The organism is Streptomyces broussonetiae (assembly GCF_009796285.1).
Classification (GTDB): Bacteria; Actinomycetota; Actinomycetes; order Streptomycetales; family Streptomycetaceae; genus Streptomyces; species Streptomyces broussonetiae.
Genome location: NZ_CP047020.1, coordinates 5474396 through 5494484 on the forward strand (window position 1 = coordinate 5474396; position 20089 = coordinate 5494484).

The 20089-nt window shown below is 70.9% G+C and carries 21 protein-coding genes and 2 pseudogenes; 15 read left to right on the forward strand and 8 right to left on the reverse strand.

Annotated elements, in window-relative coordinates:
* The first annotated feature begins 1 nt into the window (after nucleotide 1).
* The 3 genes from resB to GQF42_RS25345 all read left to right on the forward strand — a co-directional run bounded on the left by resB (nucleotide 2) and on the right by GQF42_RS25345 (nucleotide 3315).
* Nucleotides 2–1702 (forward strand): cytochrome c biogenesis protein ResB, encoded by a 1701-nt coding sequence (gene resB / locus GQF42_RS25335; RefSeq protein ID WP_158923554.1) that lies wholly within the window; start codon nucleotides 2–4, stop codon nucleotides 1700–1702.
* Complete coding sequence (gene ccsB / locus GQF42_RS25340) at nucleotides 1699–2781, forward strand: c-type cytochrome biogenesis protein CcsB (RefSeq protein WP_233273458.1); 1083 nt, start codon at nucleotides 1699–1701, stop codon at nucleotides 2779–2781. The genes resB and ccsB overlap by 4 nt, the downstream gene beginning before the upstream one ends.
* A gap of 129 nt (nucleotides 2782–2910) precedes the next feature.
* Complete coding sequence (locus GQF42_RS25345) at nucleotides 2911–3315, forward strand: SRPBCC family protein (RefSeq protein WP_158923556.1); 405 nt, start codon at nucleotides 2911–2913, stop codon at nucleotides 3313–3315.
* Here the strand turns inward: GQF42_RS25345 and GQF42_RS25350 are convergent.
* The 3 genes from GQF42_RS25350 to GQF42_RS25360 form a co-directional block, all read right to left on the reverse strand.
* On the reverse strand, nucleotides 3312–4877 hold the full coding sequence (locus GQF42_RS25350; protein WP_158923558.1) for an ABC transporter substrate-binding protein: 1566 nt from the start codon (nucleotides 4875–4877) through the stop codon (nucleotides 3312–3314). The genes GQF42_RS25345 and GQF42_RS25350 overlap by 4 nt on opposite strands.
* Complete coding sequence (locus tag GQF42_RS25355) at nucleotides 4877–7009, reverse strand: hypothetical protein (RefSeq protein WP_158923560.1); 2133 nt, start codon at nucleotides 7007–7009, stop codon at nucleotides 4877–4879. Before GQF42_RS25355 ends, GQF42_RS25350 begins: the two co-directional genes overlap by 1 nt.
* Before the next feature lie 116 nt (nucleotides 7010–7125).
* The gene (locus tag GQF42_RS25360; protein ID WP_158923562.1) at nucleotides 7126–8532 is read right to left on the reverse strand and encodes a condensation domain-containing protein; all 1407 of its coding nucleotides are present in this window, start codon (nucleotides 8530–8532) and stop codon (nucleotides 7126–7128) included.
* Nucleotides 8533–8692: 160 nt separating this feature from the next.
* Between GQF42_RS25360 and GQF42_RS25365 the strand changes: the two genes are divergently transcribed.
* From GQF42_RS25365 to GQF42_RS46060, 3 genes and pseudogenes are all read left to right on the forward strand, one after another.
* Nucleotides 8693–9166: a nucleoside deaminase gene (locus GQF42_RS25365; protein WP_158923564.1), complete on the forward strand. Its 474-nt coding sequence runs from the start codon at nucleotides 8693–8695 to the stop codon at nucleotides 9164–9166.
* On the forward strand, nucleotides 9163–10083 hold the full coding sequence (locus GQF42_RS25370; protein ID WP_158923566.1) for a helix-turn-helix domain-containing protein: 921 nt from the start codon (nucleotides 9163–9165) through the stop codon (nucleotides 10081–10083). Before GQF42_RS25365 ends, GQF42_RS25370 begins: the two co-directional genes overlap by 4 nt.
* Nucleotides 10049–10159, forward strand: a pseudogene (locus GQF42_RS46060) (DUF397 domain-containing protein); the annotation flags it as partial. The gene GQF42_RS25370 and the pseudogene GQF42_RS46060, both read left to right, overlap by 35 nt.
* On the opposite strand, the gene GQF42_RS46065 reads toward GQF42_RS46060, so the two are convergent.
* Complete coding sequence (locus GQF42_RS46065) at nucleotides 10140–10268, reverse strand: hypothetical protein (RefSeq protein WP_325100348.1); 129 nt, start codon at nucleotides 10266–10268, stop codon at nucleotides 10140–10142. The pseudogene GQF42_RS46060 and the gene GQF42_RS46065 sit on opposite strands and share 20 nt — an antisense overlap.
* A gap of 168 nt (nucleotides 10269–10436) precedes the next feature.
* Between GQF42_RS46065 and GQF42_RS46070 the strand changes: the two are divergent.
* Nucleotides 10437–10790, forward strand: a pseudogene (locus tag GQF42_RS46070) (RICIN domain-containing protein); the annotation flags it as partial.
* 20 nt (nucleotides 10791–10810) lie between these two features.
* Here the strand turns inward: GQF42_RS46070 and GQF42_RS25385 are convergent.
* The 3 genes from GQF42_RS25385 to GQF42_RS25395 form a co-directional block, all read right to left on the reverse strand.
* The gene (locus tag GQF42_RS25385) at nucleotides 10811–11161 is read right to left on the reverse strand and encodes a hypothetical protein (protein ID WP_158923570.1); all 351 of its coding nucleotides are present in this window, start codon (nucleotides 11159–11161) and stop codon (nucleotides 10811–10813) included.
* Nucleotides 11158–11736 (reverse strand): DUF6232 family protein, encoded by a 579-nt coding sequence (locus GQF42_RS25390; RefSeq protein WP_158930579.1) that lies wholly within the window; start codon nucleotides 11734–11736, stop codon nucleotides 11158–11160. Before GQF42_RS25390 ends, GQF42_RS25385 begins: the two co-directional genes overlap by 4 nt.
* Before the next feature lie 186 nt (nucleotides 11737–11922).
* Nucleotides 11923–12231, reverse strand: coding sequence for a PLD nuclease N-terminal domain-containing protein (locus tag GQF42_RS25395; RefSeq protein WP_158923572.1), 309 nt, complete (start codon nucleotides 12229–12231; stop codon nucleotides 11923–11925).
* Between the two features lie 145 nt (nucleotides 12232–12376).
* Here GQF42_RS25395 and GQF42_RS25400 point away from each other — a divergent pair, with 145 nt between their 5' ends.
* The 8 genes from GQF42_RS25400 to GQF42_RS25435 all read left to right on the forward strand — a co-directional run bounded on the left by GQF42_RS25400 (nucleotide 12377) and on the right by GQF42_RS25435 (nucleotide 18880).
* Nucleotides 12377–13828, forward strand: a complete 1452-nt coding sequence (locus GQF42_RS25400; RefSeq protein WP_158923574.1) for a menaquinone biosynthesis decarboxylase — start codon at nucleotides 12377–12379, stop codon at nucleotides 13826–13828.
* Nucleotides 13825–14727, forward strand: a complete 903-nt coding sequence (gene mqnP, locus GQF42_RS25405; protein ID WP_158923576.1) for a menaquinone biosynthesis prenyltransferase MqnP — start codon at nucleotides 13825–13827, stop codon at nucleotides 14725–14727. The genes GQF42_RS25400 and mqnP overlap by 4 nt, the downstream gene beginning before the upstream one ends.
* 112 nt (nucleotides 14728–14839) lie before the next feature.
* The gene (locus GQF42_RS25410; RefSeq protein ID WP_158923578.1) at nucleotides 14840–15511 is read left to right on the forward strand and encodes a UbiX family flavin prenyltransferase; all 672 of its coding nucleotides are present in this window, start codon (nucleotides 14840–14842) and stop codon (nucleotides 15509–15511) included.
* Between the two features lie 86 nt (nucleotides 15512–15597).
* A complete protein-coding gene (locus GQF42_RS25415) occupies nucleotides 15598–16053 on the forward strand; it encodes an Lrp/AsnC family transcriptional regulator (protein WP_031166822.1) in 456 nt (151 codons plus the stop codon).
* A gap of 37 nt (nucleotides 16054–16090) precedes the next feature.
* The gene (mqnE, locus tag GQF42_RS25420; RefSeq protein ID WP_158923580.1) at nucleotides 16091–17254 is read left to right on the forward strand and encodes an aminofutalosine synthase MqnE; all 1164 of its coding nucleotides are present in this window, start codon (nucleotides 16091–16093) and stop codon (nucleotides 17252–17254) included.
* Between the two features lie 57 nt (nucleotides 17255–17311).
* Nucleotides 17312–17836, forward strand: coding sequence for a GNAT family N-acetyltransferase (locus tag GQF42_RS25425; protein ID WP_158923582.1), 525 nt, complete (start codon nucleotides 17312–17314; stop codon nucleotides 17834–17836).
* 74 nt (nucleotides 17837–17910) lie between these two features.
* Complete coding sequence (locus tag GQF42_RS25430; RefSeq protein WP_158930581.1) at nucleotides 17911–18219, forward strand: DUF4229 domain-containing protein; 309 nt, start codon at nucleotides 17911–17913, stop codon at nucleotides 18217–18219.
* Between the two features lie 10 nt (nucleotides 18220–18229).
* Nucleotides 18230–18880: a TetR/AcrR family transcriptional regulator gene (locus GQF42_RS25435; protein WP_199272793.1), complete on the forward strand. Its 651-nt coding sequence runs from the start codon at nucleotides 18230–18232 to the stop codon at nucleotides 18878–18880.
* 271 nt (nucleotides 18881–19151) lie between these two features.
* Here GQF42_RS25435 and GQF42_RS25440 read toward each other — a convergent pair whose 3' ends face one another.
* Nucleotides 19152–20042, reverse strand: coding sequence for a MaoC family dehydratase (locus GQF42_RS25440; protein WP_158923584.1), 891 nt, complete (start codon nucleotides 20040–20042; stop codon nucleotides 19152–19154).
* Nucleotides 20043–20089: the final 47 nt, after the last annotated feature.

Consider the following 20089-nt stretch of genomic DNA (forward strand, 5'->3'; position numbering starts at 1 on the left):
GATGACCAAGACCGCAACCGACACGAGCCAGGACCAGGAGGACCTCGGCGAGGCCGGCTCTCAGCTGTCCACCGCGCCCAAGGAGGAACTGGCGAGCCTGCCCGGCCTCGGCGTCATCGGCTGGATCCGCTGGTTCTGGCGGCAGCTGACGTCCATGCGGGTCGCGCTGCTGCTGCTCCTGCTGCTCTCGCTCGGCGCGATCCCGGGCTCGCTGATCCCGCAGAGCGGCGCCGACATCAACAAGGTCGACGACTTCCGCAAGGCGCACACCACGCTCGCGCCGGTCTACGACAAGCTCGGCCTGTTCCACGTCTACAGCTCGGTGTGGTTCTCCGCGATCTACATCCTGCTGTTCGTCTCCCTCATCGGCTGCATCATCCCGCGCACCTGGCAGTTCGTCGGCCAGCTGCGCGGTCGCCCGCCGGCCGCGCCCAAGCGGCTGACCCGGCTGCCCGCGTACACCACGTGGCGCACGGAGGCCGACCCGGAGCAGGTGCGCGAGGCCGCGCTGGCGCTGCTGAAGAAGCGCCGCTTTCGCGCGCACGTCGCCGGTGACGCCGTCGCCGCGGAGAAGGGCTATCTGCGCGAACTGGGCAACCTGGCCTTCCACCTCGCCCTGATCGTGCTGCTGATCTCCTTCGCCTGGGGCCAGCTGTACAAGTCCGACGGCACCAAGCTGGTGGTCGAGGGCGACGGATTCTCCAACTCGATCCTGCAGTACGACGACTTCAAGTCCGGCAGCCTGTTCAGCAACGACGACCTGGTGCCGTTCAGCTTCAACCTGAAGCAGTTCAGGGGGACCTACGAGCTGACCGGCCCCAACAAGGGCACACCGCGCACCTACCAGGCGAAGATCGACTACAGCCAGGGTGCGTTCGGCAAGGACACGCCGACCACCATCAAGGTCAACGAGCCGCTGCACATCGGCGACGCCAAGGTCTACCTCGTCAGCCACGGCTACGCGCCCGTCATCACCGTCCGCGACGGCAAGGGCAACGTGGTCTACCACGACGCCGTGCCGCTGCTGCCGCTCGACGGCAACGTCACCTCCAACGGCGTGATCAAGGTGATGGACGGCTACAAGAACGCGCAGGGCAAGTCGGAGCAGCTCGGCTTCCAGGCCTTCTTCGTGCCGACCTTCGACCCGAAGAGCGGCACGATGCTCTCCGCGTTCCCGGCGCTGCTGAACCCGCTGCTCGCGGTGAACGCGTACCACGGCGACCTCGGCGTGGACTCGGGCATCCCGCAGAGCGTGTACCAGCTCGACAAGACGCACATGCAGGCGTTCAAGGACGGCAAGGGCCAGCTGCTGAAGAAGCTCCTGCAGCCGGGCGACACCCTCACGCTGCCGAACGGCGCCGGGTCGGTCACCTTCGAGAAGGACGTCAAGCAGTGGGCCGGCTTCGAGATCGTCCAGGAGCCCGGCAGCGCCTGGGCGCTCGGCGGTGCCGTCACGGCGATCTTCGGTCTGGCCGCGTCCCTGTTCATCCAGCGGCGCCGGGTGTGGGTCCGCGCGGTGCGCGGCGCCGACGGCGTGACGGTCGTCGAGATGGCCGGGCTCGGGCGCAGCGAGTCCGCCAAGGTGCCCGATGAACTGGGCGACCTCGCCGGAACCCTCTACGACCAGGCGCCGGGGACCCCCGACGCCGACGACGAATCCACCGAATCTTCCGTCGTACCTGCCGAAGGGGCTGAGAAGTGACTCTCGCCGCCGCAACCAACGAACACCTGGCGAGTATCAGCAACACACTGATCTACTCGTCCATGGCCGTCTACACCCTGGCCTTCTTCACCTACATCCTCGAATGGATCTTCGGCAGCCGCAGCAAGGTCGCCCGTACGGCCAACGCGCTGACCGCCGGCGGCGAGGCGAAGGCGAGCGCTCCCGCCGTCGCCGTCAAGCAGGCCGGCGGCACCGCCGTACTGGAGCGGCCGAAGGTCGTCGTGCGCTCGGCGTCCGGCGCCCGGGACGTGCCGGACGGCCCCGGCGCGCACGGCGGTGACGCCCAGGGCGACCTGTTCGGCCGGATCGCCGTCTCCCTCACGGTGGTCGCGTTCCTGGTGGAGCTGGGCGGCGTCGTCGCCCGCGCGGCCTCCGTGGAGCGTGCCCCGTGGGGCAACATGTACGAGTTCAACATCACCTTCTCCACCGTCGCCATCGGGGTGTACCTCGGGCTGCTGGCGCTGAAGAAGAACGTGCGCTGGCTCGGGCTGTTCCTGGTCACCGCGGTCCTGCTCGACCTCGGCCTCGCGGTCACCGTCCTGTACACGGCGAGCGACCAGCTGGTCCCGGCGCTGCACTCGTACTGGCTCTACATCCACGTCTCCACCGCCATCTTCTGCGGCGCGGTCTTCTACGTGGGCGCGGTCACCACGATCCTGTACCTCTTCAAGGACTCCTACGAGACCAAGCTCCAGAGCGGCGGCAAGCCGGGCGCCTTCGCGACCTCGGTCCTGGAGCGCCTGCCCGCCTCGGCCTCGCTGGACAAGTTCGCCTACCGGATCAACGCGGCCGTCTTCCCGCTGTGGACGTTCACGATCATCGCGGGCGCGATCTGGGCGGGCGACGCCTGGGGCCGCTACTGGAACTGGGACCCCAAGGAGACCTGGTCCTTCATCACCTGGGTGGCCTACGCCTGCTACCTGCACGCGCGCGCGACGGCCGGCTGGAAGGGCCGCAAGGCCGCCTACCTGGCGATGATCGCCTTCGGCTGCTGGCTGTTCAACTACTACGGCGTCAACATCTTCGTCAGCGGCAAGCACTCCTACGCGGGCGTGTAAGTACCGTCGCCGCAAAGGCCGGTTCCTGTGACACGGGTCATGGGAACCGGCCTTCGTCCTTCCCCGCGAGGAGCCGGTCGGCGGCCGTGACCGGGTGCGTTTCCCCGGGCGGGGGAGCAGGCTGGTGTCATGAGCGGTTCCATCGCACAGGGCACCGGCCGGACCCGGGGGAACGCGCACATACTCCACTTCCTGGTGCGGCTCCCGCGGTCCATGGAAGACGTCTGGCCGGCGGTGGCCACCCCCGAGGGGCTCGGCGCGTGGTGCACCGCCGTCGAGGTGCTGCAGCCCCGCCTCGACGGCGTGGTCGTCCTGCGGGAGCTGGGCTCCGGGCGGGTCACGGCCTGGGACGTGGACCGGGTCGCCGAGTACTCCCTCGAGGGCGGCGGGCGGATCCGGTTCCATCTGGAGCGGGACGGGGACGCGGCGAGCGTGCTGCGCTTCACCCGGGAGTTCCGGGGCGAGGCCGAGTCGGAGTCCGGCTGGCGCACCAGATTCGAGCGACTGATCGAATACATAGGGCGGCATTCCTAGGCCGGCGGCAGACACTCCTGCGACGGCGGCTTCCCCTCCGGCCAGGCGATCCGCACGAAGCGCGAGCCGCCCTGCGGGGTCAGCTCGACGATCGGCACGGCCTTGTCGTACGGGTTGCCGTGCGCGTCCAGGCAGATCCAGCCGCTCGCCCCGTTGACCCGCAGTGACTTCCCCTTGACCTGCGGCCACTGCAGTCCCACGTCCGCCAGCGCCGGAATCGTCCTGCCGGGCGGCACCGCCTCGCGGATGCCGTGCACGGCCAGCCGCAGGGCGTCGTAGCCGATGATCAGCTGTCCGTCGTCCAGGGCGATCGAGCCGATCGGGCCAACCGGCGCCCGCGAGGCGGTCGTCAGCAGGGTCTGCAGCGTGGCGAAGTCCGCCGCCGAGCCGCCCGTCGCCGGCGGGTTGTTCCTCACCCAGGCGTCCGGGTGGGCGAGGGAGGTGTAGAGCACGGAGAGGTTGTGCCGCAGGGCGTCGCGGTTCAGGTCCTTCTCGTAGGTCAGGTAGGAGGCCTCGTCGCCGGTGAGCACGGTGAACTTCCGGTCCTGGCAGCCGCGGGCGCCGAGCGCGTTGATGAACTGCCGGAGCTGCACGTGCCGACCCGCGAACAGGATCGTGTCGGTCCCCGGGTCGGTGTCGCACACCAGGTTCGTGATCTGCCGGAAGGTGTTCGGGGTCGTGCCCTCCTGGCTGCGGTCGTCCGGCGGGGTGAACGGCTGCGGCTCGTACCGCGAGCCCTTGAGCAGCGCCGAGAACGACTGCTGGAGCGTGAGCGTGTACGGGTCGCCGGGCTTGTCGTACACCAGCAGCGCCCTGCCCTGCTTCAGCTGCGCGAACTTGGTGATGGCGCGGGCCTCGTCGGTGTTGGTCGGCGCCACCCGGGCCAGCCCGGGGTAGGGGTCGGGGTTCTTGCCGCCCTGGCCGTTGGCGAGGTCGTCGGCGGTGATGGAGGAGCCGATCACCGGGATGTGCAGCCTGGTCAGGGCGGCGACGGCCGCCTTGTTGGCATCGGTGCTCTGCCCGATGCCGGCGACCGCGCGCAGCGTGTCCGCGGTCGTCGTCATCCGGTCCAGCTGGTCCACCGTCTGCTGCCAGTACGTGCCGGTCGCCCCGGGGTTGGCGAGCACCAGCCGGATCTGCGGCGTCTGGCCGTTGGCGTCGTGGTTGGCCTGGTACTGCGCCAGATAGGCGCCCTGGAGCTGGTGCTGGATGTCGTTGAGCATCGTCTCGGAGGTGGAGGTGTACGGCAGCATCAGCGCGACCGTCACATAACTCCCGGGCTTCAGACGGGCGTTCTCCCGCGCGATCGCCTGCACGGCGTCGGCCAGCCGCTCCTGCCCGAAGTCGTACGGCCCCGGTCCGCTCGCCACGCCCACGCACTCGGCGCTGCCCTGCGGCCGGGACACCCCGGGCGCGCAGGAGCGGTTGTCGTGGGTGAGGGTGCGCACCGCGAACACCAGGCCGGTCACCAGGGCCGCCGTCAGCAGCAGGGCCAGATAGCGGCGCAGCGGGATCTCCCACACGCCCTCGCGCAACCACGTGCCCATCCCCCTGCGCGCCATCACGCCTCCCCGCTCCCGTCGCCCGGGCCGTCGTCGCTGTCGCCGGTGCCGTCGTCAGGGGCGCCGGGGTCGTCGGAGTCCTCGGGGCCGGTCAGCGGACGCCCGGCGAGCGCCGCCGCCGGCCAGTCCCGGGAGGCCCGCCACAGCAGCGCGCCCGCCGCCGGCCGCAGGTTGGACAGCTGCTCCAGCTCGAAGCGGAGCCGGTCGCACACCTGCGGATCGGGCAGCACCAGCGGATCCGCCAGCTGCCACACCGCGTGCAGCAACCGCCGTATCCGTAGGTGCAGGACGGCGTCCACGCCCTCCGGTACGGCGTGCGCGGCGTCCGTGCGGCCGAGGGCCACCGCCGTGCGCCGGTCGCCGCGGCCGGTGAAGTCACGGCCCTCGGCGTCGTGCGCGTGGAAGTAGGGTGCGGACGCCACGAAGCGCAGGGTGCGCAGCCAGGCGCGGGTGTCCGCGGTGGCGAAGGTGTCGCGCAGTTCGGTGACCGCGGACTGTGAGTCGCCGAGGGCGAGTTCGTGGTGCAGCCGGTAGCGGGCGTGTTCGGGCGCGGTGTAGTGGGCGACCATCGTCTCGTGCGCCGTACGCCAGGACGCGTGATCGGCGTCGAGGAGATGCAGCCGGAGCAGCAGCAGGGTGCGGACGAACCGGTCCCCGACGAACCGGCCCGGCACGGCCGGCAGCCCCTCAGCGGCCAGCAGCGTCCGCAGCTCCCGTACGCTCGCCGGTCCGAAGGTGTCCGGCAGCAGCGCCGCGGCCAGCGCGCTGGCCGAGCCGTGGTCGTGGGCGGCGGCCAGTACGGTCAGCTCCGCGAGGTGCTCGGCCGGCACCAGCCGGTCCAGCAGCGCCTCGTAGGCGGGCACGGCGGGCAGGTCCTCGGCGGGCCGTACCGGTGCGGTGAGCAGCTCGCCCAGCGAGGACGCCCCGGGCAGGTTCTGCGCGGCCGACTCGGCGAGCAGCGCGATGCCCAGTGGGTTGCCGCCGGTCAACCGGTGTACGGCGTGCGGCAGATGGGGTGGCACCGGCAGGTCCCCGCACACCGAGCCGACGATGTGCAGGGTGTCGTCCGCGCTCAGCGGCGCCAGCGCCACCAGCAGCGCCCGCGAGGAGGGCGCCGCGTTCGGCGTCCAGTCCGTGCGCCGGGTCACCTCCGCCAGCTCCCGCCGGGCCGCGCTGCGCAGCTCCTCGCGGCCCTCGCCGCGCCGGGCCGCGACGAACGCCACCTGGTCGGACAGGCCCTCGGCCCGGTCGCGCAGCACGGCGGCCACGAGTCCCGGGCCGGGCGCCGACTGCGCGTTGTCGAGCAGCACCAGCGGGCGGCCCAGGCGCTGCATCCGCGGCAGCACCCCGGTGTAGGCCTCCGTCAGGTCGGCCAGCAGTGCCCGCACCAGATACCGCTCGGCGTGCTCCCGGGCGGGACCGCCCTCGCGGAAGTGCCGGGAGAGCAGGATCAGTCCGCGCTGCGCGTGTCCGCCCGCGTTCGGGTACGTCCGGTACCACTCGGACGCCTTCTGGTGGCGCCGGCCGGTGAACCCCTCGGCGATCGACTCCAGGGTCGCCTCGATCGCGCCCGACACCAGCGGGCCGGTGCCGGTGGCCGCGGAGACCACCTTGGCCGCCACCTTGCCGGCCCAGCGCCCGGCGAACCCGCCGAACCGCGAGCCGCTCTCGTTCAGCAGCAGGATCCGCTCCACCTCCCGGCGGATCCGTTCCGAGTCGGCGTCGCCCCAGCCGCCTGCCGCCACCGCGACCAGACCCGCCATCAGCCGCGGGAAGGTGATCCGGCGGGCGCCGGTCACGGGCTCCGCGAGCTGCTCGGCGATCACCAGCAGCGCCTGGGTGAGCGGTGACCAGGACTCGGCGGGCCGGTCCACGGGCGGCCGGGCGAACTGCTCCTCCGCACAGTCGGCCAGCGCGACCGGGGTGTGTCCCTGGTAGGCGTCGCGCAGTTCGCCGAGTACCGCGCTCTTGCCCAGGCCCCGGGCGCCGGTCAGCACGACGAAGGGCGGCTCGGCCGGGTGCTCCAGGAGGCCGGCCCGGTGGTGGTGGGGGCGCAGGCCGATCAGCCGTGGGGCGAGACCGGCGGGTTCCACGTCGAACAGCGCCCCGCGTCCGTGCAACCGTCTGCCCACCCGATCGCCCCCCTCAACGACCGCCCCCTCAACAGCAGTGTAAGAAGGGGGAGTTGCTTCGGGCCAGGGCCAGTGGTGTCCGTTGGGTTACGAAAAGCGGCGATGTCTGTTCCGGGTCAGGAGACCGCAGTGAGGCTGCCCTGGGCGACGGAGGCGATCCGATCGCGCAGCCGCTCCACGTACAGCCGCAGGTTCTTCGCCGCCACGTCCGTGTCCGGGTACCGGCTGGCCAGCCACAGCCCCTCGTGCAGCCGGTTCACCCATACGCACACCTGGTCGCCGTAGGACACCCGGATCAGTCCGTGCGCCCGCTGTTCGGCCCAGTGCTCGGCGCCCAGGATGGTGCGGGCGTCGCAGTAGGAGACGATCGAGTACAGGTCCGGCGAGGTCGGCCGGAAGTCCGCGCCGAGCAGGCTCAGCACCCGGGCCAGCGGCATCCTGGACAGCGGCCGGCCGGCGCGCAGCTCGTCGCGCACCGCCCGCATGACGTCCCGGAACTCCGTCGTAGGGCCGACCGGCACCTCGATCGGGGCGCCGCCGACGTACCAGCCCACCGAGTCGCTCCACCGCGACTTCACCCGGGTGTGGAACGGCACCACCGTCCGGTACACCGACTGCCCGCCCAGCTCGTGCACGATCAGCCCGGTCGCGGCCAGCAGGCCGACCTGGCTGCCGCCGTAGGGCCGGCAGTACGCCTCGAACGCCGCCGCCCCGGCCGCGTCCGCCAGCGGCTCGCACAGCATCCGCTGGCGCGGCAGCGGCCCGCCCGGCTCCACCCCCAGATCGACGGGGAAGCCCGGCAGCACGCCGTCGCAGCGGTGGATGAACTCGCGCCAGCGGTCGACGATCGCGTGCCGGGCGTCGATGCCGTCGGCGTCCGCCCGCTCGATCTCGCAGAAGTCGACGTAACTGGCGACCGGTCCGGCGGAGGCGGGCTCGGCACCGGCCAGGCCCGCCGTGTACAGCTCGTGCACCTCGGCGGGGATGCGGTGCAGGGAGTAGGCGTCGACGTTGCTGTGGTCGAAGGCCAGGTACACGCTGGCCCCGTCGGGCCGTACGACGGCGGTGTAGATGAGGTTGGGCCAGCGCAGCGCGTCCGCGACGGAGTCGAAGCGCCCCTGCAGGTGCTTCACGAGCCGGTCGGCGTCCGGGAAGTCGCCGGCATCCTCCCGGTGCAGCGACACGTCGTCGGCGTCGAGGGTGAAGCGGCGCAGCTCGTCACCGGCCCAGCGGAAGCCGCTGCGCAGCGTCTCGTGCCGGACGGTCCAGGCGCGCAGCGCCTCCTGGAGCGCATCGAGGTCGACCCGCCCCGGGATGTCGAAGGCGGTCCCGAGCCAGGTCGGCACGAACAGCCCGTCCTCCCGGACACCCTTGGCCGTCCGGATGTGCGACTCCTGGATGTAGGCGGGGGGCCGGGTGTCCTCCGGGAGCGCCGTCGCCGCCGCGACGGTCGCCGGGCTCAGCGTCCATTCGACGAGCCGTCCCGGCCGGACCTCGCAGCGCTGGATGTCAGTGATTCGCACGCGTCTCCCATCACAGAAGGGGGCCCTGGTTGTGGGCCCCCTTCAAGGCAATGCCGAGAGGCGGGGCGGGGACATGCGTGTCCGGGGCATTTCAGCGGATCGGGTGGTGGGGTGAACGGCGAATTGATTAACCGAGGGTGACCGGGGCGACACTGGTGGCATGGACAGGGAGCAGGTCGGTGGCTGGCTCGCCACCGCAGTCGCCGAGGCCCGAGCCGGACTCGCCGAGGGCGGTGTCCCGGTCGGCGCCGCGCTCTACGGCCCCGACGGCACCCTCCTGGGGAAGGGCCGCAACCGCCGGGTCCAGGACGGCGACCCCACCCTGCACGCGGAGACGGCGGCGTTCCGCGCGGCGGGCCGACGGCGCACCTACGCCGGTACGACCATGGTGACCACGCTCTCGCCGTGCTGGTACTGCTCCGGTCTGGTCCGCCAGTTCGGCATCCCACGGGTGGTGATCGGGGAGGCCGCCACCTTCCACGGCGCCCACGACTGGCTCGCCGGGCACGGTGTGGAGGTCGTTGTGCTGGACGACCCGGAGTGCGTGGCGCTGATGCGTGGGTTCATCGAGGCCAACCCGGTGTTGTGGCAGGAGGACATCGGTATCGACGCAGAGGGGGACGACGGCCCATGACCACCAATGCCGTGCTTTTCGGGGAGATGCTCCGCCATTACCGCGAGGTCGCGCTGCTCACGCAGGAAGGGCTGGCCAGGCAACTCCACTGCGACCGGTCCTTGGTGGCCAAGGTGGAGGCGGGGAGGCGGGTGCCGGCGGAGGCGTTCGCCAAGGGATGCGACGAAGTGCTGGGCACGGGCGGGGCGTTGGGGAGGTTGTGGGGGAAGATTGATTGGTACGGACAGGTGGAGCATCCGGACTGGTTCGAGCGCAGGGCGGAGATGGATGAGGAAGCCATCGCGGTGCGGGCGTACCAGACGCAGGTGATGCCGGGGTTACTGCAGACACCCGACTATGCCGCTGCGCTCTTCGCTCGCCGACTCCCGAGTCCGGATGATGTCGAGGAGCGAGTCCGCGCGCGTCTGAGTCGTCAGCGGCGCTTCTACGCCGATGACGGCCCGCTTTACGTCGTCGTACTGGACGAGACCTGCCTGCGCCACATGGTGGGAAGCTCGATGATCATGCGGGACCAGTGCGCACATCTGCTGAGCGTGGGCCGCCTTCCCAACCTCCGTGTCCAGGTGGCCCCGTTGGATCGCCCCGATATCGACCGCCCCGACACCTCCCTGACGTTGATCGAGCTGCCCGACGGCCGGCGGTGGGTGTACTCGGAGTCGCTGGATCTGGGCCACTTCAGCAACCAGCCGGCCGTCCTCGCGCGCCATGCCCAGACCTATGATGTGCTGAGGGCGGACGTGCTGTCGGCCCCCGAATCTGCCGCTCTGATCAGGGACTTGATGGAAGGGTACGCACATCATGTACAGCCACGAGCTGAGCGCGGCGACCTGGGTCAAGAGCAGCTACAGCGGAGCGAACGGCGGCGACTGCCTCGAATTCGCCCCCGGGTTCACATCCACCCTCGTCCCCGTCCGTGACAGCAAGAGCCCCGACGGCCCGGTGCTGATGATCCCCCGTTCCGCCTGGGTCGCGTTCACTTCGGCTCTGCGCTGACCGGCTGCCAGATCCTGTCCGGCAGGCCCACCGTGGCCTCGGCCAGGTCCACGTCCTCGATGCCGGACAGCCACCGGCGGGCGACCGCGAACACCGGACCGGGACGCACGGCTCCGCCTCGGGCGGGGCGACCGGTGCCACGGGCAGCGGCGGCTCCGGTTCCGGACCGGGCGGTTCGAGCAGCTCCGGCGGCAGTCCCGGTGGATCCGGCGGCTCCGGTGGGTCCAGCGGCTCGGGCGGTCCGGGCGGCGGGAGTGGCGGGTCCGGCTCGGGGTCCTTCCACCTGCAGAACGGCGAGAACGGCAAGTGCCTGACCCAGGTCTACGGCTCCACGGGCCTCGGCTCCTGCTCGGCCCCGACCGCCCGCTGGACCTTCCGCAGTGCCGCCGGCGGCGGCGTCAAGGTCGTCAACGTCTCGACCGGCGCCTGCCTGAGCGCCAACGGCAACGGCCAGGCCGTGTTCGTCGGCGACTGTGCGCAGGGCGGCAGCAATCTGCGGTGGACGGCGGGCTCCGGCGGCTTTCTGCGCACGGTCTTCGACGGCGGCTGCCTCGACCTCGCCTTCGGTGGCGGCGTGGCCGAGGCGAACTGCGCGTCGGGAGCGTCCTCGCAGAGCTGGGCGAGGACGTGACCCCGGCCTCGTGAGGACCGCTAGCCGCTGATCATGCCGACGATCGCGCGCACCGCCTCGGCGACCGGCCGGCCGACCGCGCCGACGGTGCTCGCGATCCCGGCGATCGCCATCAGTGCGCCCCGCCGCTGCTGAGCGGGCACGTCGGCGTCGGGGCTGAGGGCGGGCAGCGAGTCGTCCAGCAGCTGGGCGTCGGGCGCCGCCACCTGGGCGCGCAACTCGCCGACCAGCCGGTTCAGTTCGGCGAGGGCCGCGACCAGCGCAGGGTCCTGCTGTCCGGGGCCGGCGGCCGCGTAGTTCTTGACGATGCCCGTGTTGCCCCGGCCGCCGTGCATGTTCACGTTGTCGCCGTAGTAGTAGTTGCTCGTCATCCGCTGATCCCCACGTTTCCGCTGCCGCCGTACATGTTGACGTTGTCGCCGAAGTAGTAGTTCTTGGGCGAGAAGCTCAGGCTCTCCACCGTCACCTTGAACTCGACGTCCGGATGGTCGATGGCGTACGAGATCTGGCCGACGACCTGGTCCAGATACTGCGGGTTCCGGCTGGTCACCAGTGCCGTGGAAGCGCCCGAGGTCTCGATCGCAAGGACGTGGTGGTCGGAGGCCAGCAGGACCGAGAACAGTTCGACGAGGAAGTAGATCTCGAGGCCGACGACCGCGGTCCAGACGAATGCGACGTATCCGGCCGCGCCGGAGTTCTCCCCGCCGCCGGTACCCGCGAGCAGACCGGGCAGCATCGCGAGGAGCCCGATGATCAGCAGTCCGACGGTGTTGCGCAGGTACCGCAGCACCGCCTCCTTGCGCTTGGGACGCATCACGAAGGTGTAGACGCGGGCGATGTTGTGCAGCGGGTACACCGCCGCGCCGATCCACAGGATCCGCTTGCTGACCCGCAGCTCGACGGCGACGGGGGCCGGCTGCCGGGGTGGCGCGGGCACGTCCGGCATGTACGGCGCGGAGGCGGGCGGGGCGGGTGGCGCGGGCGGAGCGGGTGGTGGAGCGGAGGGTGGTGAGGTCCGCGGCTCCTGGGCCGGCTGCATGTCTGTGTCCCCCAGAGGTCAGGTGATTACTCGTGGCTCGCAACGACCATTAACCACAGGTCAGTTGGGGGATGGCAAGTCCTTGTGGGGCAGTCACCCGCCCTTGGGGTCGTCCTTGTCGAGGGACTTGAGGAACTCGGGGTTGTCGTCGGGCGCGATCCACCGCGCGGCCGTGTCCCGCTGCCGCTCGAAGGGCGCCGCCCCGCCGGAGACCGACCGCCGCACCCGGCCGGTGATCAGCCAGGCCACCGGTCCCACCAGCACCTCGCCGAAGAGCAGGATGATGATCACCCACACCACCTTCGGCAGATGGCGCACCTCTTCCTCGGGGGTGTTCAGGCAGTCCACGAAGGCATAGATCCACAACGCCAGGACCAGCAGGAACGGCAGATACCTGAGCATGGTGCGATCCCCCGACGACACTGAGACGACCCCGACGACCGAGCCAGATTAGCGGGCTGGACCGCAAGCGTCCCAAGCGGCGCGGAGAACTGCACGGCGCCCCCGGTGAACCGGCCTCAGGCCCCCGTGCCGGATACTGGGACGCATGGCTTACGACGATCTTCGCTCCCTGCTGCGGGCGCTGGAGCGCGAGGGAGACCTCAAGCGCATCAAGGCCGAGGTGGACCCCTGTCTGGAAGTCGGAGAGATCGTCGACCGGGTGCAGAAGTCCGGCGGCCCGGCGCTGCTCTTCGAGAACGTCAAGGGCTCGGCGATGCCCCTCGCGATGAACGTCTTCGGCACCGACCGCCGCCTGCTCAAGGCGCTGGGCCTGAAGTCGTACGGCGAGATCTCCGAGAAGATCGGCGGCCTGCTGCGCCCCGAACTGCCGCACGGCTTCGTCGGTGTGCGCGAGGCCTTCGGCAAGCTCGGCGCGATGGCCCATGTCCCGCCGAGGAAGATCAAAGAGGCTCCGGTGCAGGAGGTCGTCCTGCATGGCGACGAGGTGGATCTGGACCGTCTTCCGGCCCTGTTCACCTGGCCCAAGGACGGCGGCTCCTTCTTCAACCTGGGCCTGACCCACACCAAGGACCCCGAGAGCGGCATCCGCAACCTCGGGCTGTACCGCCTGCAGCGCCACGACAAGCGCACCATCGGCATGCACTGGCAGATCCACAAGGACAGCCGCAACCACTACCAGGTCGCCGCGCGGCGCGGGGAGCGACTGCCCGTCGCCATCGCCTTCGGCTGTCCGCCCGCCGTGACGTACGCCTCCACCGCCCCGCTGCCCGGCGACATCGACGAGTACCTCTTCGCCGGGTTCATCGCGGGCAAGCGGATCGAGATGGTCGACTGCAAGACGGTGCCGCTCCAGGTGCCCGCGAACGCCGAGGTCGTCCTGGAGGGCTGGCTGGAGCCGGGCGAGATGCTGCCCGAGGGCCCCTTCGGCGACCACACCGGCTTCTACACCCCGCAGGAGCCGTTCCCCGCGCTCAAGATCGACTGCGTGACGATGCGCAAGCGCCCGCTGCTGCAGTCGATCGTGGTCGGCCGCCCGCCGACGGAGGACGGCCCGCTGGGCCGGGCGACGGAACGCTTCTTCCTCCCGCTGCTGAAGATCATCGTGCCGGACATCGTGGACTACCACCTGCCCGAGGCCGGCGGCTTCCACAACTGCGCGATCGTCTCGATCGACAAGAAGTACCCCAAGCACGCGCAGAAGGTGATGCACGCGATCTGGGGGGCCCACATGATGTCCCTCACCAAGCTGATCGTGGTCGTGGACTCCGACTGCGACGTCCACGATCTGCACGAGGTCGCCTGGCGCGCCCTCGGCAACACCGACTACGCCCGTGACCTCACGGTCGTGGAAGGCCCCGTCGACCACCTCGACCACGCCTCCTACCAGCAGTTCTGGGGCGGCAAGGCGGGGATCGACGCGACGAGGAAATGGCCGGAGGAGGGCTACACCCGAGACGGGGGCTGGCCCGACATGGTCCTGTCGGACCCGGATACGGCGGCGCTGGTCGACCGCCGCTGGAAGGAGTACGGCCTGTGAGCAGCGCCTCTGCCGCGATCCCTCAGCCGGGACGCACGAAGGCCTTCCTGCGGCTGGTGATGATCGAGCACTCGATCTTCGCGCTGCCCTTCGCCTACATCGCGTCTTTGACGGCGATGTACCAGTGGGACAAGAACATCCACTGGGGCCGGCTGCTGCTGGTCACGATCTGCATGGTCGGCCTGCGCACGTTCGCGATGGCGGTCAACCGGATCATCGACCGCGAGATCGACGCCCGTAACCCGCGCACCGCGCACCGCGAGCTGGTGACCGGCGCGATGTCGGTCCGGCACGCCTGGACGGGTGCCCTGATCGCCTTGGTGGTCTTCCTCGGCGCGGCGGCCCTGCTGAACCCCCTGTGCCTGGCCCTCGCCCCCGTCGCGGTGATCCCGATGGTGGTCTACCCCTACGGGAAGCGGTTCACGAACTTCCCGCAGGCCATCCTCGGCCTCGCCCAGTCCATGGGCCCGATCGGCGGCTGGCTCGCCATCTCGGGCTCCTGGTCCTGGGACGCGGTGATCCTCGGTCTCGCGGTCGGCGTCTGGATCGGTGGCTTCGACCTGATCTACGCCTGCCAGGACGTCGAGACCGACCGCCGGATCGGCGTGCTGTCGGTCCCGGCCCGCTTCGGCATCCCGGCCGCGATCTGGGGCGCGCGGGTGTGCCACACCATCACGACGGCCCTGTTCGTCTGGTACGCCCTGGCCACCCACGCGGGCGCCTTCTTCTGGCTGGGCCTGGTGATCGTCGCGGGTGCCTTCCTCTACGAGCACCGCATCGTCCGCCCCCATGACCTGTCCCGCCTGAACAGGGCGTTCTTCTCGGTCAACGGCTTCATCGGCATTGCCCTGTTCGTGTGTGCCCTGCTGGATCTGCTGGTTCGGGGCCTGACCGCCTGACCACGGTGCGACCTGCCATCGAGTGCGCAGGTCGCCGCGGGCCGGCCCGCCGGGGACCCCGAGGTGTCCGGCCCGTCCTGAACACTCCCCGACCCACCGGTACGCTCAAGGTGTGAACGCAGGAGAAACGCAGCGCGAGCCTTGGATCGTGGGGGTGTCCGGAGCTTCCGGGACGCCCTATGCGGCGGCCGTGCTGCGGGCGCTGCTGGCGGCGGGGGAGGCGGTCGACCTGGTCGTCAGCCGGGCCTCGCGGCTGACGCTGCTGGACGAGACGGGGATCTCGTTCCGGGACGCGCACTGGCAGGACGACCTGCGCGAATGGCTGACCCGGGGGGCCGACGGCAAGCCGGGGACCTTCGACGTGGACCTCGGCGGGGTGCGGCACTGGAGCGCGGGGGACCTCGCCGCCGGGCCGTCCTCGGGGTCGTACCCGGCAAAGGGCATGCTCATCGTGCCCGCCTCCACGGCCTGCGTGGCGGGTGTGGCGCTCGGACTGTCCAAGGACCTGCTCCAGCGCACGGCGAGCGTCACCCTCAAGGAACGCCGCACGCTGGTCGTGGCCGTACGGGAGGCCCCGCTGAACGGCCAGACGCTGCGTCATCTCGTGGCGCTGGACGACGCCGGGGCCACCGTCGTACCGGCCTCGCCCGCCTTCTACGCGGGCGCCACCCACATCCAGGATCTGGTGGACTTCGTCGCCGGGCGGGTGCTGGACGCGGCGGGCGTCGAGCACGGCCTGTACCGGCGGTGGCGCGGCGAGCTGGGCGGCGGGGCAGTGGACTGACGGATCGGCAGCAGACGGCGGACCTGCCGGGCAGGTCGCAGTACCTCTCATCACTCAGGAACTCTTCAGCGGAAGGCTTCGATCGCATGGACGCGGTGGACAGGCAGCTCATCCAGGCCCTGAGGGAGAACGGCCGGGCCTCGTACGCGGAGCTGGGGCGCCTCGTCGGGCTGTCGGGACCCAGCGTCACCGACCGCATCAACCGGCTGGAGGCGGCCGGCGTGATCACCGGCTATCGCGCCACGGTGAACGCGGCCTCCCTCGGCCTCGGCGTCACCGCGCTGATCGGCATCTCGCTCTCCGACGCCGCCGACCACGAGGACGTCGCCCAGCGGCTGCGGGACCTGCCGGAGATCGAGGACTGCTGGTTCATCGCCGGTGACGACTCCTACATGCTCAAGGTGCGCTCATCGGACGTCGACGGCCTGGAGCGGACCATCCGTCGGCTCAGCGGGACCAAGGGCGTCTCCCGGACCCGCACCACCATCGTGCTCTCCACGAAGTGGGAGAACCGGGTCGGAGAGCTGCCCGAAGAGGTCTAGGGATACCGTGGGGGAGCTGTCGTAGAAAGGTGTGGGCATGGACGTCGGGCTCAAGCGCGAGCTGGAGGAGAAGGTCCGTTCCGGTGAGCGGCTGACCCGTGAGGACGGCATCGCGCTGTACGAGTCGGACGATCTGGCGTGGCTGGGTGGTCTGGCGCACGAGGTGCGGACGCGGAAGAACGGTGACGTCGTCCACTTCAACGTCAACCGGCATCTGAACATGACGAACGTGTGCACGGCCTCGTGTGCGTACTGCTCGTTCCAGCGCAAGCCGGGTGAGAAGGACGCGTACACGATGCGGATCGAGGAGGCCGTCAAGCTCGCCCGGGCGATGGAGTCGGAGAGCCTGACCGAGCTGCACATCGTCAACGGTCTGCATCCGAACCTGCCGTGGCGTTACTACCCGCGTTCGCTGCGGGAGCTGAAGGCCGCGTTGCCGCAGGTGTCGCTCAAGGCGTTCACGGCCACGGAGATCCACCACTTCGAGTCGATCTCGGGGCTGTCGGCGTCGGAGATCCTGGACGAGCTGATCGACGCGGGTCTGGAGTCGTTGACCGGCGGTGGTGCGGAGATCTTCGACTGGGAGGTCCGGCAGCACATCGTGGACCATGCCACGCACTGGGAGGACTGGTCGCGGATCCACCGCCTGGCGCACGAGAAGGGTCTCAGGACCCCGTGCACGATGCTCTACGGGCACATCGAGGAGCCGAGGCACCGGGTGGACCACGTGCTGCGGCTGCGGGAGCTGCAGGACGAGACGAACGGCTTCCAGGTCTTCATCCCGCTGCGTTACCAGCACGACTTCGTGGACATGAAGGACGGCAAGGTCCGTAACCGTCTTCAGGCGCGTACGCAGATGGCGACGGGTGCGGAGGCGCTCAGGACGTTCGCGGTCTCCCGTCTCCTCTTCGACAACGTCCCGCACGTCAAGGTGTTCTGGGTGATGCACGGTGTGCAGACCGCGCAGCTGGCGCTGCAGCACGGTGCGGACGACATGGACGGCTCGGTCGTCGAGTACAAGATCACGCATGACGCGGACAACTACGGCACCCCGAACAAGCTGACCCGCGAGGACCTGCTGGACCTGATCCGGGACGCCGGTTTCCGTCCGGTGGAGCGCAACACGCGCTACGAGATCATCCGCGAGTACGACGGCCCCGACCCGGCCCGCCGCGACTCCCCGCAGCCCATGCGGGTCTGAGGGCCGGCGGCCGGCTGACGGCGGACGGCACCTTCGGGTAATGGATAGGGTGCCGTCATGCCACTTACCTTTACGCTGGACCCGGCCATCAGCCCGGCGCTGCGCGACGGCATCCTGGACCTGTGGACGGACGTCTCGAACGCGGGCGGCGCCGTGGGCTTCGTACCGCCCGTGACCCGGGAGGACGTCCGGGCGGACCTGGTGACGCACCTCGTGGCCATGGCCGAGGGCCGGCACCGGCTGCTCCTCGGGTGCGACGAGACGGGCGCGCCGGCCGCGACCGCGTTCTTCGCCCACATCACGCACCGGCTCCAGAAGCACTGGGTGTGGCTGTACACGGTGATGGTCCACCCCCGGCACCAGGGCCAGGGGTACGGCCGTGACCTGCTGGCGGCCGCCGAGGACGCCGCCCGCACCTTCGACGGCATCGGGGCGATCCGCCTCACCTGCCGGGGCGGCCTCGGCCTGGAGCGGTTCTACGGCTCCTGCGGCTACAAGGAGGTCGGCCGGATACCCGGCGCCATCCGGGTCGCGCCCGGCGACGACCGCGATGACGTGATCATGCTGCGGCCACTGGACTGACCCCCCTTCAAGATCTCCTCCCGCCCGTGCTTCACTGGACGCTGACCCTTTTGGAATCGGACGAGTGGATTGAGATGCTCCGCTACACGCTGATGCGCCTCGGCGTCTTCGCCGGCTGCCTCGTGGTCGTCTGGGGAGCCGTCTACTCCGGCATCTTCCCGCGCGGTTTCGGCGACTCCAACTTCCTCTGGGTGCTGCTGCTCGCGCTGGTGCTGTCGGCGCCGATCAGCTGGGTGGTGCTGCGCCGGGAGCGTGAGCGGGCCTCGGTGCAGATCGTGGGCAGGGTCGACCGGATGAAGGCCAACCTGGAGGCCAACCGCAGCCAGGAGGACATCGCCGACGACACCGCCCGGGCGCAGGGCGAGGCCGCCGCGTCCAACTAGTCTTGCCCCCATGGGTGGGGCGAGGACCAAGCGGATGCCGCGCGCGGTGCGGGAGCAGCAGATGCTCGACGCCGCCGTGCAGATCTTCGGCCGGCGCGGCTACATGGCCGCCTCGATGGACGAGATAGCCGAACTCGCGGGCGTCTCCAAGCCGTTGGTCTATCTGTACCTGAACTCCAAGGAAGACCTCTTCACCGCCTGCATCCGGCGGGAGGCCGCCGCGCTGAGCGAGGCGGTGCGTGCCGGGGTGCGCACGGAGCTGCCCGCCGACCGCCAGCTGTGGGACGGCCTGCTGGCCTTCTTCGCGCACACCTCCGAGCACCCCGACGCCTGGTCCGTGCTGCACCTGCAGGCCCGTACACACGGCGAGCCCTTCGCGGCCGAGGTCGCGGCGATGCGCGCGGAGATCGTCGCGTTCGTGAACCGGCTGGTCGCGGTGGCCGCCCGCGAGGCCCACCACGACCCCGACCTGACGGAGGACGAGGTCGCGGGTCTGGCGCAGGCCCTGGTGGGAGCGGCGGAGTCCCTGGCCGCGTGGGCCAACGCCACGCCGGGGGTCACGGCCCGGCAGGCGGCGGCCACGCTGATGAACTTCGCATGGGCGGGGCTGGGGAACCTGATGCAGGGCCACCACTGGACTCCGTCGGAGCAGGACGCCTGAGGGGCGCGGGGCCGTATCGCTGTGCGGCTGCGCCGCGTGGGTGCGACCGGCCGTGATCCACCAGCGCCCGGCAACGGCGGGAACCGCCTACGGCGCCCGGCCCGCGGCTCCCCGCTTTCGCAGTGCGGGTGCAACCCGCGTCCGTCCCACCCCTACAGCCTCTTCCCCTCCTCGCCCGGCGGCCCGCCGGACCACCGTCCGCATGCCTCCACGCGCCACAGGCGCCACCGGCAACGGACGCCCGTCCGAGGAATCTTGATGCGCCGGGTGTTCACCAGGGATTCGGTCGGTGGGTGTCGTCGGGCAGCGGACGTACCTCGCCGGTCATGTGCAGCCGGTCGCCGCCGCCGCGCAGTTCGAAGCGGCCGGAGCCGTCCGCGCCGTACGCCACCGTCCCCGGCAGCAGCAGGGGTGCCTGGAACCGGGCCCGGACCAGGGCTGCGCCGGGGGTGCCGTGGGCGGCCAGGCAGCGGGCCACCGTCCACATGCCGTGTGCGATGGCCCGTGGGAAGCCGAAGAGGCGGGCGGCGAGCGGGTGCAGGTGGATGGGGTTGCGGTCGCCCGAGGCCGCGCCGTAACGCCGGCCGACGTCCCCGGCGAGCCGCCACTCGGCCAGCACGGGCAGCGGGAGGGGTGCTTCCCGGCGGTGCTCCTGCCCTGGTTCGCCGGTGCCTTCGGTGCGGTGCCGGGCGAGGTAGGTACTGCGGGACTCCCAGGCGGGCTCGTCCCCCAGGACCAGTTCGGTCACCACCGTGGCCTCGGTGCCGCGCCGGTGCGGGGCCAGGCCCACGACGCGCACGGCGAGGGTGTAGACGGCGGTGGCGGGCAGGGCGGTGCGGCGGACGATGCCGATCGAGGTGTGCACCAGGCCCAGCAGCGGCAGCGGGAAGTCGCGGGCGCTCATCAGCCGCATGGCCAGCGGGAAGCCCAGGACGTGCGGGTAGGTCACGGGCAGGGCGGTCTCGCCGGTGGGGAAGCCGCACACCCGCTCGTAGGCGGCCAGGCGTGCCAGGTCGACGCGGAGTCCGGGCAGTACCAGCCGGGTGCGCGGGAACGGCGCGTCGGCGCTGGGATGCTTGAACGGCGAGCGCAGGGCGCCGCGGGCCAGCAGGGGTGCGAGCGCGGGCGCGCCGGTGAGGGCGACGGATCCTGTGACGTCCATGGCCTGCCCCCGCTGCTTACCCTGAAGTAAGGTTACCGGCGGTAAGT